13 protein-coding genes are annotated in these 16,000 nt (G+C 62.0%); all 13 read left to right on the top strand.

Annotated features, from left to right (window positions below; all coding sequences use genetic code 11):
• Window positions 1-392 precede the first annotated feature (392 nt).
• The 13 genes from motA (at window position 393) to flhA (ending at window position 15,999) form a co-directional block, all read left to right on the top strand.
• Window positions 393-1,280, top strand: a complete 888-nt coding sequence (gene motA, locus RYH70_RS15090; RefSeq protein ID WP_022995639.1) for a flagellar motor stator protein MotA — start codon at window positions 393-395, stop codon at window positions 1,278-1,280.
• Window positions 1,277-2,137, top strand: coding sequence for a flagellar motor protein MotB (gene motB / locus RYH70_RS15085; protein WP_022995638.1), 861 nt, complete (start codon window positions 1,277-1,279; stop codon window positions 2,135-2,137). The genes motA and motB overlap by 4 nt, the downstream gene beginning before the upstream one ends.
• 2 nt (window positions 2,138-2,139) lie before the next feature.
• Window positions 2,140-4,143, top strand: coding sequence for a chemotaxis protein CheA (cheA, locus tag RYH70_RS15080; protein ID WP_317009352.1), 2,004 nt, complete (start codon window positions 2,140-2,142; stop codon window positions 4,141-4,143).
• Complete coding sequence (locus tag RYH70_RS15075; RefSeq protein WP_022995636.1) at window positions 4,140-4,640, top strand: chemotaxis protein CheW; 501 nt, start codon at window positions 4,140-4,142, stop codon at window positions 4,638-4,640. Before cheA ends, RYH70_RS15075 begins: the two co-directional genes overlap by 4 nt.
• 60 nt (window positions 4,641-4,700) lie before the next feature.
• Window positions 4,701-5,930 (top strand): methyl-accepting chemotaxis protein, encoded by a 1,230-nt coding sequence (locus RYH70_RS15070; RefSeq protein ID WP_317009351.1) that lies wholly within the window; start codon window positions 4,701-4,703, stop codon window positions 5,928-5,930.
• A complete protein-coding gene (locus RYH70_RS15065; protein ID WP_317009350.1) occupies window positions 5,923-7,584 on the top strand; it encodes a methyl-accepting chemotaxis protein in 1,662 nt (553 codons plus the stop codon). Before RYH70_RS15070 ends, RYH70_RS15065 begins: the two co-directional genes overlap by 8 nt.
• Before the next feature lie 19 nt (window positions 7,585-7,603).
• On the top strand, window positions 7,604-8,431 hold the full coding sequence (locus RYH70_RS15060) for a CheR family methyltransferase (protein ID WP_031228438.1): 828 nt from the start codon (window positions 7,604-7,606) through the stop codon (window positions 8,429-8,431).
• 129 nt (window positions 8,432-8,560) lie between these two features.
• Entirely contained in the window at window positions 8,561-9,613 is a 1,053-nt protein-coding gene (locus RYH70_RS15055) for a protein-glutamate methylesterase/protein-glutamine glutaminase (RefSeq protein ID WP_063139951.1), read from the top strand.
• A 33-nt stretch (window positions 9,614-9,646) separates the two neighbouring features.
• Complete coding sequence (locus tag RYH70_RS15050; protein WP_022995631.1) at window positions 9,647-11,398, top strand: methyl-accepting chemotaxis protein; 1,752 nt, start codon at window positions 9,647-9,649, stop codon at window positions 11,396-11,398.
• Window positions 11,399-11,423: 25 nt separating this feature from the next.
• On the top strand, window positions 11,424-11,813 hold the full coding sequence (gene cheY, locus RYH70_RS15045) for a chemotaxis response regulator CheY (protein WP_026948665.1): 390 nt from the start codon (window positions 11,424-11,426) through the stop codon (window positions 11,811-11,813).
• A gap of 90 nt (window positions 11,814-11,903) precedes the next feature.
• Entirely contained in the window at window positions 11,904-12,560 is a 657-nt protein-coding gene (cheZ, locus tag RYH70_RS15040; RefSeq protein ID WP_022995629.1) for a protein phosphatase CheZ, read from the top strand.
• A 200-nt stretch (window positions 12,561-12,760) separates the two neighbouring features.
• The gene (gene flhB, locus RYH70_RS15035; protein WP_080531358.1) at window positions 12,761-13,918 is read left to right on the top strand and encodes a flagellar biosynthesis protein FlhB; all 1,158 of its coding nucleotides are present in this window, start codon (window positions 12,761-12,763) and stop codon (window positions 13,916-13,918) included.
• Complete coding sequence (gene flhA, locus RYH70_RS15030) at window positions 13,915-15,999, top strand: flagellar biosynthesis protein FlhA (RefSeq protein WP_233917107.1); 2,085 nt, start codon at window positions 13,915-13,917, stop codon at window positions 15,997-15,999. Before flhB ends, flhA begins: the two co-directional genes overlap by 4 nt.
• Window position 16,000: the final 1 nt, after the last annotated feature.

The raw sequence follows: 16,000 nt of genomic DNA, 5'->3' as shown, positions 1-16,000 counted from the left end.
CATTCGCTTGCAGGCAAGCTCCCACAGCGGCTTCGTGGCACAGACTGTGGTAGACCAGCCTGCTGGCGAATACGGCTTCCGGCGTTGCTCCATTCGCTTGCAGGCAAGCTTCCCGCAGCGGCTTCGTGGCACAGACTGTGGGAGACCAGCTTGCTGGCGAATACGGCTTCTGGTGTTGCTCCATTCGCTTGCAAGCAAGCTTCCCACAGTGACCTCGTGGCCCCATCCATGGGAAGCGGTCGGTCGGCTGCGATAGGTTCAACGGAAACCGCCACACCCACGCACATTCCCCTAAAGCCCCACCCATTCCTGCCGATACAGAAATGAGAGTGTTCGTAAACCGCGCCCCCAGGGAAGCGGTGAACTGATCCAGCGGCGTAAGGAATCCGGTTGTGCTGATCCCCATTGGTTTCATCATCGTGGCGTTCTCCGTGTTCGGCGGCTTTTTTCTGGCCGGCGGTCATCTCGGTCCGCTCTATCAACCCAGTGAAATCATGATGATCTGCGGTGCCGCCGTGGGGTCCTTCATCGCCGCCAACAATGGCAAAGCGATCAAGGCCACGCTGCGCTCCTCGTCTCAGCTCAAGCGCACCACCCGTTACGGCAAGGAAACCTATATGTCGTTGATGTCGCTGCTGTACAAGCTGCTGTCGAAGATGCGCCGTGAAGGGGTGTTGGGCATTGAGCGGGACATCGAAAACCCGCAGGACAGCGATCTGTTCGCCGACTATCCGGAGCTGCGGGAAGATCCGATGATAATGGGGTTCATCACCGATTACCTGCGGCTGATGATCAGCGGCAGCATGGACCCGCACGAGCTCGATGAGCTGATGGCGCATGAAATCGAGGCCTTCGAGGACGAAGCGCATATTCCCGCCGATGCACTGTCCAAGGTCGGGGACGCCTTGCCGGCTTTCGGTATCGTCGCCGCCGTGCTCGGGGTGGTGAAGGCGCTGGGGGCCGCCGACGCCGGCGTGGACGCCATGGGTTATATGATCGCCCAGGCTCTGGTGGGTACGTTTCTGGGTATTCTGCTGGCCTATGGTTTCGTCAATCCGCTGGCCAGCCGTATCGACCGGCAGGTTCGCGAGGGCGTGAAGATGCTGCAATGCATTCGCGTCACTCTGCTCGCCAATCTGAATGGTTACGCGCCGCAACTGGCGGTGGAATTCGGTCGCAAAGCTCTGCACACCAGCGAGCGGCCCAGCTTCAGTGAGCTGGAGGATCATGTGCGCGGCGCCCCGCGTGATGACAAGGGCGTGGGTGTGGGTGAAGCATGAGCGAAGCCGTTCGTCGCATCGTCGTTCGCCGCCGCTCGCGTCGTACCGAGGCGCACCACGGTGGCAGCTGGAAGATCGCGCTGGCCGACTTCATGACGGCTTTGATGGCGCTGTTTCTTGTGTTGTGGATGATCTCCACCGCCACGCCGCAGCAATTGCAGGGTCTGGCCGAATATTTTCGCACGCCGCTGAATGTGGCGATGACCGGTGGCGATCGCAGCACCGCCAGTACCAGTGCCATCCCCGGTGGCGGCGATGATCCCGCTCACGCCAAGGGAGAACAGGCGCGCATTGATCTGCGTGACCAGACCCGGCCGGCGGAAATGCAGCGTCAGTTCCTGGAATTGCAGCGCCGTATCGAGAGCACTATCAATGCCGACGACAGTCTGCGCGAGCTGCGTCAGCAGATGCGTTTCGACGTCACCCCGGAAGGGCTGCGCATTCAACTTCTGGATACCGATCCCCGCCCCATGTTCCATCTTGGCAGTGACCAGGTGGCGCCTTATATGCGTGAGCTGTTACGCACGCTGGCGCCGCTGCTCAATGACCTGCCCAATCCACTCAGCATTACCGGCCACACCGACAGCGTGCCTTACGCCAACGGTGAACGCGGCTACAGCAACTGGGAGTTGTCCGCCGACCGTGCCAATGCCAGTCGCCGTGAACTGATTAGCGGTGGTCTGGCGCCGGACAAACTGTTGCGTGTGGCCGGTCTCGGCGATCGCGTGCCGATGGCCGGCAGCCACCCCGGTGATCCGGTGAACCGCCGTATTACGCTGCTGGTGCTGAATGAGCAGGCGGCACGCCGTATCCGTGCCGAAAGCGAGCCCGCCAGCCGCGCCCCGCTACAGGAGTAACCATGGATATCAGCGATTTTTACAGCACCTTCTTTGAGGAAGCGGAGGAATTGTTGGGGGACATGGAAGCCCATTTGCTGGCGCTGGACGTCGACAATCCGGATATGGAGCAACTCAACGCCATCTTCCGGGCGGCCCACTCCATCAAGGGGGGGGCTGGTACTTTCGGATTCGAGGCGCTGCAGAGGACCACCCATTTACTGGAGAACCTGCTCGATTACACCCGTCGCGGCGAACTCACGCTGCGTCGTGACATCGTCGATACCTTTCTGGAAGCGAAAGACATGCTACACGACCAACTGGACGCCTATCGTCAAGGCGTGGAGCCGGACGCGGAGGCGATGGCCCGTATCTGTGAGGTGCTGCAGAAGCTGGCGCTGGAGGAAATTGGTGAGCCGGCGGGCGATGTGGCTCCCGCTAACACGGTGGCTCCGTCCACGCCGCCGCCGGCCAGTGGCGGGGCTGGACAACCCCTTAGCGTGGCTCTGCTGGGTGTGTCGGAAAGCGATCGGAAACTGCTCATCGAGGAGTTGGGTCAGCTTGGCGATGTGCTGGAAACGCGAGGTGAAGACGACCGCTACGAGGTGTTGATGCAGTCCACCGCCAGCGCCGATGACATTGAGGCGGTGATGTGTTTCATCGTCGAACCTGAGCAATTGGACATCCGCAGTATCCCCCCGGAACAGCTGCCGGTGCCGGTGAAAGCGCCGGAGCCGCCTCCCAAAGCCGAAACCAAACGCGCCGCGCGACCGGCCGTCGACAGCCGGGACAGCGGCGCCAATTCCTCGATCCGGGTTCCGGTGGCCAAGGTCGATCACATCATCAACCTGGTGGGTGAACTGATCATTACCCAGTCGATGCTCAATCAGGTGGTGGAGGATTCCGAATTCACCGGCGATGGCGGCTTCGCCTCCGGCCTCAGTCTGTTGCAGCGTACCGCCCGGGATCTTCAGGAAGCGGTGATGTCCGTGCGGATGGTGCCGATGGACTATGTGTTCAGTCGTTTTCCGCGTCTGGTACGCGATCTGGCCGGCAAGCTGGGCAAGGATGTGGAGCTGATTACCGAGGGCAAATCCACCGAGCTGGACAAGAGTCTCACCGAACGCATCATCGACCCTCTCACGCACCTGGTGCGCAACAGCCTGGATCATGGCCTGGAAACGCCGGAGCTTCGTGCCGCCGCCGGCAAGCCGGGCACCGGCCGCCTTACGCTCTCCGCGCAGCACCAGGGCGGCAATATTCTGATCGAAGTGAGCGATGACGGCGCCGGCCTGGATCGCGAACGGATTCTTGCCAAGGCGCGCAGTAATGGACTGCCGGTGTCCGACAACATGAGTGACGAGGAAGTCTGGCAGCTGATCTTCGCGCCGGGTTTCTCCACCGCCGAGGCCGTCAGTGACGTTTCTGGCCGCGGGGTCGGCATGGATGTGGTCAAGCGCAACATCCAGGCCATGGGCGGCCATGTGGACGTACTCTCCGAAGCCGGCCAGGGCACCCGCACCCGCATCGTATTGCCATTGACCCTGGCCATTCTTGACGGCATGTCGGTGCGGGTCGGTGAGGAGACCTTCATTCTCCCGGTCAGCGCGGTGATCGAATCGCTGCAGCCGCGTGCCGATGACCTCTACACCATGGCCGGCGGTGATGTGCTGCTGAAAGTGCGTGAGGATTATCTGCCGTTGGTGGCCTTGCACCACGCCATGGAAGTGTCCGGCGCGGTGACCGAACCGACCTCGGCCATTGTTGTCATCGTACAAGGCGAAGGGCGCCGCTATGCCTTGCTGGTGGACGAACTGGTGGGCCAGCAGCAAGTAGTGGTCAAGAATCTGGAAACCAATTACCGCAAGGTTCCCGGAGTGTCCGCCGCCACCATTCTCGGTGATGGCAGCGTCGCGCTGATTCTGGATATCCCCGATCTGCACCGTCTCAGCCAAAGCAAGAAAGCGAGTGACGCGGTCGCTCGAAACTCCACTGTCCTTTCCTCCAAGGAGGTTTCCGCATCATGAGCAACCTGGTTTCCGTCAATCCCGTCAAGAAAGCCGCCGAGATCAGCAGCCGTGAATTCCTGGTGTTCTCCCTGGGTGACGAGGAATACGCCATCGACATTCTCAAGGTCCAGGAGATACGGGGTTACGAGAACGTCACCCGCATCGCCAATGCGCCGGATTTCATCAAGGGGGTGGCCAACCTGCGTGGCGTGATCGTGCCGATTGTCGATCTGCGTCTGAAATTCCGCCTGGCCAGTGCCGACTATACCCAGCAGACCGTGGTGATCGTCATCAATATCGGTACCCGTGTGGTGGGTATCGTGGTGGATCAGGTGTCGGACGTGATGACCCTGACCGCGGAGCAGATCAAACCGCCGCCGGAGTTCGGTATCAGCCTGCCTTTGGACTACATCCATGGGCTCGGCAATCTGGAGGAACGCATGCTGGTACTGGTGGACATCGAGAGACTGCTCACCAGCGAGGAACTGGCCATCGTCGAGCGCGTTGGTGAATAACAGCCTGCTTATGGTCTCTATGAGACGAGTGAGATAACCATCGTGAAAGTAATGGATAACATGACGGTCAAAGTAAGTTGGGGGCTGGTTCTGGCGGCGTTCTCTTTGTTGATCCTGATCCTGAGCGCGCAGAGTGTGTACATTCTAAATCAGAGCCATGACGCAATGATTCGGCTGGCGGCGCAATCCGGTGACGCCGGCAGTCAGGCGCTGGCCGCTTTTGATACCTACGCCGCCACCATGCGTTGGGGGATTGGCGTGGTGATCGCGGCATCCGTGGTGCTGGTGGTGATCGTGCTGTGGGGCGTGACCGTGAATGTTATCCGGCCACTGCGTAAGGTAGTGGGGCATTTCGAGCGGATGGCAAAAGGCGATTTGTCGGAGCGGATCGAGGCGCGTGGCAATAACGAAATTGGTCAGCTGTACGCGGCTTTATCGGACATGCAGCAAAGCCTGTCCCGGACCGTAGCCACCGTGCGTGACAGCAGCCAGGGGATCTATCAGGGCGCCGGTGAAATCGCCCAGGGCAACAACGATTTGTCCTCGCGCACGGAACATCAGGCGGCGTCGCTGGAACAGACCGCCGCCAGTATGGAGCAGCTCACCTCGACGGTGGAGCAGAACGCCGACAATGCCCGTCAGGCCAGCCAATTGGCCGCCAGCGCTTCACAAACCGCGCAGCGGGGCGGCGAGGTGGTGGGCGAGGTGGTGGGCACCATGGCTGAGATCAGCGGCAGTGCGCGCCAGGTGACCGAGATCATCGAGGTGATCGATTCCATCGCCTTCCAGACCAACATTCTGGCGTTGAACGCTTCGGTGGAAGCGGCTCGGGCCGGCGAGCAGGGCCGTGGTTTCGCGGTGGTGGCGGGAGAAGTCCGTGCTCTGGCCGGGCGCAGTGGCGAGGCTTCGAAAAAGATCCGTGCATTGATCGAAACGTCGGTGGAGCGCATCGAAGCCGGTACCCGGCTGGTGGATCAGGCGGGCAGCACTATGACCGACATCGTCGAAGCGGTGCGGCGGGTAACCGACATCATGGATGAGATTGCTTCCGCCTCGCAGGAGCAGAGCAAGGGCATCGGCCAGGTGAATCAGGCCATCACCCAAATGGATCAGGTTACCCAACGCAACGCGGCTTTGGTGGAGGAGGCGGCCTCGGCGGCCAGTGAGCTGGAAGGAGAAGCCGCGCGGCTGCGGCAAGCGGTGGCGCTGTTTAAGCTGGCCCAGGCGAGAGACGACTCCGCCGATGATGGCGTTGCCGTCGCTGTCGAGGCCGAGGTGGTGCATGCGTGATAACCAGCCCGTCACTCAACGGGAATACCCTCTGCGCGATGATCACTTTCTGATTTCCCGCACGGATCTGCGTGGCAAGATCACCTATGCCAATCCCGCCTTTATCGAGGTCAGTGGTTTCAGCCGGGAAGAGTTGCTGGGCGCGCCTCACAATCTGGTTCGCCACCCGGATATGCCGCCACTGGCGTTTGAAAACCTCTGGCATACGCTCAAGCAGGGTGGCACCTGGGTCGGGGTGATCAAGAATCGCCGCAAGAACGGCGACCACTATTGGGTCAAGGCGCATGTCACGCCGATCATGGAAGACGGTGAAATCAAGGGGTATGTGTCGGTGCGCCTGAAGCCGGACGCCGACAGCGTGTCCCGGGCGGAACAGGATTATGCCGCCATACGTCAGGGCAAGGGGCAGCATCTCTCGCTGGAACGAGGTGAGGTGCAGCGACGGGGACCGCTCGGCTGGTGGCGGCGGCTGGGCCGGCGCGGCGGCGCCTTGCGGCTGGGAGGATTGGCGCTACTGGCCGTGGTGTTGTTGGCGATCAGCAGCGCGGTGGGGCTCCACGGCGTGAGCCATTTGCAGTCGGACGATCCGGTTCGCGGCAGATTGATTCTCGCGCATGGTTTACTGTTGGCCGCCGGTGTGCCGATGCTGGTGTTGCTTGGCGTGATGACCGCCGGCGCCTTGTTGAAGCCGCTGCATGAGGCGGTGATGTTCACCTTTCAAATCGCCGCCGGCAATCTGGCGGCGCAGCCGCCGAATCGCACCGTGGGCGAAGCGGGGCGGCTGGTGCTGGCTCTGACGGTGATGCAGCGCTGCCTTGGCAGTATCGTCGGCCATGTCAATGAAGGCATCGCGGCGGTGACACCGGCTGCCCGCGGTATCGCCGAAGCCAATCGGGATTTGTCCTCCCATACCGAGCAGCAGGCCGCTTCTCTGCAGCAAACCGCGTCCAGTATGGAACAGGTCACCAGCGCGGTACGGCAAAACGCGGACAACGCCCGGCAAGCCAGCGGTCTGGCATCGCAGGCGGCTGGCCAGGTGGCGCGCAGCGGTGAGGTGATGGGCGAGGTAGTCAGTACCATGGAGCGCATCACGGCCAGTTCCAACAAGATGACGGTGATCATCGACAGTATCGACGCCATTGCCTTTCAGACCAATATCCTGGCGCTCAATGCCTCGGTGGAGGCGGCACGCGCCGGCGAACAAGGGCGTGGCTTCGCGGTGGTGGCCAGTGAAGTGCGCAACCTGGCGGGACGATCCGCCGCCGCGGCGAAAGAGATTCGCGATCTGATCGCCAACTCGGGCCGTGAGATCCAGGGCGGCGCCGATCTGGTACACCGGGCGGAGAGCACTATCCGGGAAGTGGTGGCGTCGGTGACCCGGGTCAACGACATCATGGGAGAGATCACCTGTGCGTCCGAGGAACAGAGCTCCGGCATCGCCCAGATCAACCAGGCGGTGACACGGATGGACGAGACCATGCGGCACAACACGCGCCGTATTCAGGGTTCCGCCGATGCCGCCGGCGCGCTGCGGGCCGAGGTCGAGACACTCGAGCATTCCGTGGCGGTGTTTCGTTTGCGCGGCGCCGACCGGGAAGAAGCGGGCCGTGCCCTTCGCGCCGGGCCCCCGCTGGTGATGGATGCGGGGAGCTGATTTGAATCCGACCCAAGAGATGGCCGCTTCGTCCCTGTTTTCAGAGCGCGATCTGCATTTTTCCGCCAGTGACTTTCAGGCCATTCGTACGCTGATTTACCAGCGCGCCGGCATTGTGTTGGCGGAACACAAGAAGGACATGGTTTACAGCCGTGTCGGTCGCTTGGTGCGTGCCCGGGGCCTGACCCGTTTCGCCGATTATCTGGCCGGCCTGAAAGCCAGTGGGGAGGGGGGTGAATGGCAGGCGTTCGTCAACGCGCTCACCACCAACCTGACCTCTTTTTTTCGTGAATCGCACCACTTTCCGATTCTGGCCGACCATGTCCGAGGCCGTCGTGATCCGGTCCGGGTATGGAGTGCCGCGGCGTCCACCGGCGAAGAGCCTTATTCCATCGTCATGACGTTGCTGGAAACCCTGGGGGAGCACGCCAACGTGGAGGTGCTGGCCACCGATATCGACACCGAGGCCCTGGATCGGGCCAGGCGCGCCGTCTATCCCCTGGAACAGGTGGCGCGCCTGGATGACCAGCGCCGGCGGCGTTTTTTTCAGAAGGGCAGTGGTGCACGGACCGGCTATGCCCGGGTAAAACCCGCCCTGGTGGCGAAAGTGCGTTTTCAGGTGATGAACCTGGTCGCCCGGGACTGGCCCTCCGAGCACCGGTTCGATGCCATCTTCTGCCGCAACGTGATGATCTATTTCGATCGTGATACCCAGACCCGGGTATTGGGACGGCTGGCCGACCGGCTCAAGCCCGACGGGCTGTTGTTCGCCGGCCACTCGGAAAATGTCTCCTATCTGAGCGATCGCTTTCGCTCCCGCGGTCAGACGGTGTACTCGCTGGCATGACCGTGACGGTGGCGCTGCTTCGCCAATCCGGCCTCAAGCTTGGCGCGTCACGGCCGATAAGCTAACCAGTAGGACTGTTGAACCAACGCCATTGCATTGTTTTCACCGTAACAGGGGCGGGTTTGGGTTATGGAAAAAATTCGGGTGCTGTGCGTCGACGATTCCGCGCTGATTCGTGACTTGATGCGCGAAATCATCAACCACCATCCCGATATGGAAGTGGTGGCGGTAGCGCCGGATCCCATTGTGGCAAGAGACCTGATCAAACGGCATAACCCGGATGTATTGACGCTGGATGTGGAAATGCCGCGCATGGACGGACTCGACTTTCTGGAGCGTCTGATGCGTCTGCGGCCGATGCCGGTGCTGATGGTGTCTTCACTGACCCAGGCTGGATCGGAAGTGACTTTGCGGGCGCTGGAACTGGGCGCGGTGGATTTTATCGAGAAGCCATCGTTGGGGATTCGCTCCGGCATGCTCGATTACGGCGAACTGATCGCGGAAAAAATTCGCGCCACGGCCCGCTCCCGGCCGCGCCGGGCCAATGAGGCCGGGGTATCGCCGCCGAAGTTGAAGGCACCGATTATCTCCAGCGAGAAACTGGTGATTCTGGGCGCTTCCACCGGCGGAACCGAAGCGATTCGGGAAGTGTTGTCACCGCTGCCGCCGAACAGTCCGGCGATTCTGATCGCGCAACATATGCCTGGTGGGTTCACCCGGTCGTTCGCCGAACGGCTCAACCGGCTCTGCGCGGTGACGGTGAAGGAGGGTGAACACGGAGAGCGGGTGCTGCCCGGTCACGTGTACATCGCGCCGGGGGACGCGCACATGCTGTTGGCCCGTAGCGGGGCGAACTATGTGATTCACCTTGATCAGGGGCCGCCGGTGAACCGTCACCGGCCCTCCGTGGATGTGCTGTTCCGTTCCGCGGCGCAGCACGCCGGCCGCAACGCCATTGGCGTCTTGCTCACCGGTATGGGCAAGGACGGTGCCGGGGGACTGCTTGCCATGCGTGAAGCCGGTGCCCACACCCTGGCCCAGGATCAGGACACCTCCCTGGTGTTCGGGATGCCCCGTGAGGCCATCGCTCTGGGCGCGGCGACCGAGGTGTTGCCATTGGACCAGGTGGCGCCGCGTCTGATGGCACTGGCGGCCGCTTCCGGGCGGGCTCAGCGGGTATAGACAGAACAACCTTGAAAAAAGGAAAGGCCGGCTATGATGAAATTCGTGCGAAATATCAACATCAATACGGCAGTGGCCGGGGCTCTGATTTGCTGTGCGCTTTTGATCAGCGGTCTCGCCGCCATTCGCATCCTGACCAACCAGATGGTGGATTCCTCGATTTCCACCCTCAATCAGGTCAACGTGCAGCAACTGAACCAGGTGGCCCGGGCCACGACCTTGTTGAACCAGGCCCGTATTGAAATGGATCTGGCCGCGGACTATCTGGATAACGGCATGCGGCTGGTGGCGGACAACCAGATTCAGCGAGCCAGTGGTTTCCTGGAGCGCGCCGAGCAACGGTTTCAGAATTTTCTCGATAGCCCGAAAACGGAGATGGGGGCGGCTCGCGCCGACGAACTGGGCAGTGCTTTCCAGGAGGTGCTGCGGTTGGTGAAACTGCAATACGACTATCTGCAAAAGGCCGATTTGCGCACCTACCGTAATTTGCGCCAGGAGTTGCTGACTCCCAACGACAGTCTCAATGACAGTCTCACCGATTTCACCCGCTATGCGGACGAACGCGGCCAGGAGGTCATGGGCCATTACCACCAGCAGACCACCTTATTCTCTTACATCGGCATCGGCATGCTGGTGCTCACCGGTATCATCATGGTGCTGGTGTATCTGATGTTGCGTGGTGTGGTGGTGAAGCCGCTGAGCTGGGCGGTGGAGAATCTGCAGCGCATCGCCCGCGCTGATCTGTCCGAGGACATCAAAGTGCCGGGCAACAACGAAATCGGCAAGCTGTTCACCGCCATGGCGGAGATGCAGCACAGTCTCGGCAAGATCGTCACCGAGGTGCGTGAAAGTGGCAACGCCATCTATGTCGGCGCTTCCGAAATCGCCAGCGGCAACGCGGATCTGTCTTCCCGCACCGAACAGCAGGCCGCTTCCCTGGAGGAGACCGCCACCAGCATGGAACAGCTCACCGCCACGGTGAAGCAGAACGCCGATAACGCCCGGCAGGCCAGCGGCCTGGCCAACGACGCCTCCGGCACCGCCGGTCGTGGTGGCGCCGTGATGGAGCGGGTGATCGGTACCATGCGCGGTATCTCCGACAGCTCCCGTAAGGTGGCCGAAATCACCAGCATGATCGACTCCATTGCCTTCCAGACCAACATTCTCGCGTTGAACGCCTCGGTGGAGGCGGCTCGCGCCGGCGAACAAGGGCGTGGTTTCGCGGTGGTGGCCGGCGAAGTACGTAACCTGGCGGGCAACAGCGCCGATGCCGCCCGGCAGATCAAGGAGTTGATCGAGAGCTCCGTGTCCCAAGTGGACGAAGGCTCGCGTCTGGTGGAGGAAGCCGGTGAGACCATGCGGGAAGTGGTGGCCGCGGTGAAACGGGTCACCGACATCATGGATGAGATCTCTTCCGCCTCCCAGGAACAAAGCGGGGGCATCGAGCAGGTCAGCCAGGCGGTAACGCAAATGGACGAAGTGACCCAGCAAAACGCGTCGCTGGTGCAGGAAGCCACCGCCGCCGCCGCATCGCTGGAAGAGCAGGCCCGGCGTTTGGAAAAAGCAGTGGCCATCTTCCGCCTGCGACCGGAACAGCTTGACTCGTTGTCTCTCTGGCGCAAGCCGGAGCCGGAAGATGACCCGGAAATCTCCGGGGAGATCGAAGGGGATGATGACGACAATGCCGCCAAGCCGGAAAATCCGGCAACGGCGGAAGAGAAAATGAAAAAGGTGGTGCCGCGCCGCGAAGCGGTGACCACCGAGGATGACTGGGAAGAGTTCTGACCGGAATCAAGTAGCGGAGAGCACAATCGTGGACAAGAACATGAGTATTCTGGTGGTGGATGATTTTCCCACCATGCGCCGCATCATCCGCAGCCTGCTCAAGGAGTTGGGATTCGGCAATGTGGATGAAGCGGAGGACGGTCAGGAAGCCCTGACCAAGTTGCGCGGGGGCGGCTTTCAATTCGTGGTATCGGATTGGAACATGCCCAACCTGGACGGTCTGGAAATGCTCAAGCAGATTCGCGCCGATAGTGATCTGAACCACTTGCCGGTGTTGATGGTGACCGCGGAGGCGAAGAAGGAAAACATCATCGCCGCGGCCCAGGCCGGAGCCAACGGTTACATCGTCAAACCCTTTACCGCCGTCACCCTGGAAGAAAAGCTCAACAAGATCTTCGAGAAACTTGGCGCATAACCCGTTACAGGCAGCATCCGGGAAGGGTGATGGCGCGCCGCCGGCCAGGGCCGGCGGGACGCCAGGCTTCCCGAGGCAGGAGAAAGCAACATGAGCAACGAGGCCGGGCATATCAGCGAAGGGGCGGCCGGATCCGACGATCTGGTCCAGCGTATTGGCCAGCTTACCCGCATGTTGCGCGACAGCATGCGCGAGCTGGGTCTGGATAAGGAGGTGGTCAAGGCGGCGGAGGCGATTCCCGATGCCCGGGCCCGCTTGAACTACGTGGCCACCATGACCGAGCAGGCGGCCGACCGGGCGCTGAACGCCATTGATCGCGCGCAGCCACTGCAGAATCAAATGGCCGCCCGCGCCGGTGATCTGGATCAGCGCTGGCAAGCCTGGTTCCAGGAACCGAAGGAACTGGACCAGGCCCGTGATCTGGTCAATGACACGCGGGCGTTTTTCGGCGAAGTGCCGGATCTGGCTCAGGCCACCAACAAGGAGCTGTTGGAAATCATGATGGCTCAGGACTTCCAGGATCTCACCGGCCAGGTGATCAAGAAGATGATGGAAGTGATCCAGGAGGTGGAGCGGCAGTTGCTGCAAGTGCTGCTGGATAACGTTCCGGAAGGCCGGGAGCGTGATGAAATGCAACGCCGCCGTGACGATTCGCTGATCAACGGGCCGCAGATCGACGCCGCCAAGGAAGACGTGGTCAGCAGCCAGGATCAGGTGGATTCCCTGTTGGATGAGCTGGGGTTCTGAGGAATCTGCTTTCTGGCCTTGCTCTCTGCGGGAGCTTGCAGACAAGCTCCCGCAGCGGCTCCGTAGCGCTCTCCGTGGGAAGCGCGCTTGCTTGCGATTCTTTCGAATAACACCCATTCCCTGCCTCTAATCCACCGTTAGCCGTGTCGCCGCTTTGCCGACAATGATGGGCCGAATACCCAGCCCTCCTTGACGGTGCCATGGCGGACGATACCCAGGACCAGGAAAAGACCGAACCGGCCACTCCCCGACGATTGGAACAGGCGCGGGAAGAAGGCCAGGTGCCGCGTTCGCGGGAGCTGGCCACCTTTTTGTTACTGTTCGCCGGGGTCGGTGGTCTGTGGGTCATGTCCGGCCCGTTGTTCGGCCAGCTCGGTCTGGTGATGGAGCAGTCGTTCCTGTTCGAGCGGCGCCAGGCGCTGGACACCGGCCCGATGCTCGGCCACGCGGCGGATCTCGGGGTGCGAACCCTGGTGGCGCTGGTGCCGTTGTTCCTGACACTGCTGGTGGTGGCATTGGTGGCGCCGATGCTCACCGGCGGCTGGTCCATGAGCGCCAAGGCGCTGCAACCGAAGTTCTCCAAACTCAATCCGATAGCGGGCCTGAAACGCATGTTTTCCAGCCAGGCGCTGGCGGAGCTGGCCAAGGCGTTGGCCAAATCGATATTGGTGGGGGGCGTGGCGGTGTTTTTCCTGTTGCGCCACAAAGGAGAATTCATGGCGTTGATGGAGCAGCCGTTACGTCTGGCGATGACCAATGCGCTGACGCTGGCCGCTTCCGCCAGTGGTTTGATGGTGCTGACGCTGCTGGTGGCCGTGCTGATCGATGTGCCTTACCAGCTCTGGAGTCACGCCAAGAAGCTGCGTATGAGCAAGGAAGAGATCAAACGCGAACACAAGGAAAGCGAGGGGGATCCGCAACTCAAGGCGCGTATCCGTTCGCAGCAGCAGAGCGTGGCGCGCCAGCGCATGATGAGCAAGGTGCCCGAGGCGGATGTGATCGTCACCAACCCCAGCCATTTCGCCGTGGCCCTGCGTTACCAGGAAGGCCTCATGTCCGCGCCGCGGGTGGTGGCCAAGGGGGCGGATCAGGTAGCGGCGCGCATTCGCGCTTTGGGCGAGGAACACCGGGTGCCGTTGCTGGAAGCGCCGCCGTTGGCGCGTGCCCTGTATCGTCACGTGGATCTGGACCAGGAAATCCCCGCCGCTTTGTACACCGCCGTGGCGGAGGTGTTGGTCTGGGCGTTCCGTCTCAAGAGTGCCCGCGGCAGTGGTGAAGCGTCTCCGGAGCCACCACGGGATTTGCCGGTGCCGGATGAGCTGGCGGTGCCCGCCGCCGATCAAGGGAGCGTGTCATGATCGGATCGCTGCTGGGAACGGGAGGCCGTTTATCGGTGAAGAACGTGCCGATGAAGATCATGGCCGGTCCGGTATTGATCCTGCTGGTCATGTCCATGCTGATCCTGCCGCTGCCGCCGTTCGCGCTGGATCTGTTCTTTACCTTCAATATCGCCCTGGCGGTGATGGTGCTGCTGGTCAGCATGTTCACCCTCAACTCCCTGGACTTCTCCGCCTTTCCATCGGTGCTGCTGTTCACCACCCTGATGCGGTTGTCGCTGAATGTGGCTTCCACCCGGGTGGTGTTGATGGATGGACACGAGGGTGGCGACGCCGCCGGTAAGGTGATCGAGGCGTTCGGTCAGTTTCTGGTGGGCGGCAACTTCGCCGTTGGCCTGGTGGTGTTTCTGATCCTGGTGGTGATCAACTTCGTGGTGATCACCAAAGGCGCCGGGCGCATCGCCGAGGTGGGCGCGCGCTTCACCCTCGACGCCATGCCTGGCAAACAAATGGCCATCGATGCCGACCTCAACGCCGGTCTGATCGGTGAGGAGGAAGCCCGCCGCCGCCGTGCCGATGTGGCCAAGGAAGCGGATTTTTACGGTTCCATGGACGGTGCCAGCAAGTTCGTTCGCGGCGACGCCGTGGCCGGGCTGGTGATCATGGCGGTGAACGTGCTCGGCGGTTTGTTGATCGGCATGCTGCAGCACGACATGAGCTTCGCCGAAGCGGGCCGCACCTATGCGCTGCTGACCATCGGTGACGGCCTGGTGGCACAGATTCCGGCGCTGGTGATCTCCACCGCCGCCGGTGTCACCGTGTCGCGGGTTAACACCGATCAGGATATCGGCGAGCAGATCATCGACCAGTTGCTGGTCAATCCCAAGGTAATGTTCCTGGCCGCCGGCGTGATGGGGCTGCTGGGGCTGGTGCCGGGGATGCCGAATCTGGTGTTCCTGTTATTCACCCTCGCGCTGGGGGGGCTTGCCTGGTATCTGATCCGGCGGCGCGACCGCAACCTGGCGGAACAACACATCGAGGCCGCGGCGGCGCCGGAGCCGGAAGCGCCGGAGGCTACCTGGGACGATGTGCGGCTGATCGATACCCTTGGTCTGGAAGTGGGGCACCGTCTGATCCCGCTGGTGGATCATCGGCAACACGGTGAGTTGCTCGGCCGCATCAAGAGCGTGCGCAAGAAGTTCGCTCAGGAGGTGGGCTTTTTGCCGCCGGTGGTGCACATCCGCGACAACCTGGAGTTGGATGCCAACAGTTATGTGATCACCCTCAAGGGGGCGGAAGTGGGACGCGGCCAGGCTTTCCCGGGCCAGTGGCTGGCCATCGATCCCGGTCAGGTATCCGGCACTCTGGAAGGACGTGCCACCCACGACCCCGCCTTCGGCCTGCCGGCGGTATGGATCGACGAATCCCAGCGGGAACGGGCCCAGGTGTACGGTTACACGGTGGTGGATGCCGGCACCGTGGTGGCCACTCACTTCAATCATCTGTTGCACCGTTACGGCGCGGAAATGCTGGGGCGCAAGGAAGTTCAGCAGTTGCTGGACAAACTGGGCGAAGAACAGAAGACGTTGGTGGAAGAGGTGGTGCCCAAGGCCGTGTCGCTCACCACGCTGCAACGCATTCTGCAAAACCTGCTGGACGAGGATGTGCCGATCCGTGATCTGAGCACCATCCTCGATGCCCTGGCCGAGCCGGGCAATGCCCAGACCGACGCGGAAGAACTGACCGCCCGGGTACGCGTGGCCCTGGGCCGGGCCATCACCGACCGCTGGTTCTCCGCCACCGGTGAGCTGGCGGTGATCGGTCTCGACGCCGGCCTCGAACAGGTGCTCGAACAAGCGCTCAACGGCGGTGGCGCGCTGGAGCCGGGACTGGCGGATACGCTGATGAATCAGGCTGGCGCCGCTCTGGAGCGACAGGAGAATGCCGGCTTGCCGCCGGTGCTGGTGGTGGTGCCGGCCCTGCGTGGCTTGCTGGCCCGTTTCCTGCGCCGCCGCCTGCGTCACCTGGTGGTGCTGTCCCAGGCGGAAATCCCCGATGACCGTACCTTGCGCGTCACTGAACTGATCGGAATGCAGCCATGAA

The organism is Alloalcanivorax xenomutans, from assembly GCF_032810065.1.
GTDB classification, from domain to species: domain Bacteria; phylum Pseudomonadota; class Gammaproteobacteria; order Pseudomonadales; family Alcanivoracaceae; genus Alloalcanivorax; species Alloalcanivorax xenomutans.
The sequence above is the reverse complement of the archived record's forward strand: the minus strand, read 5'-3'. Positions and strand labels throughout refer to the sequence as shown.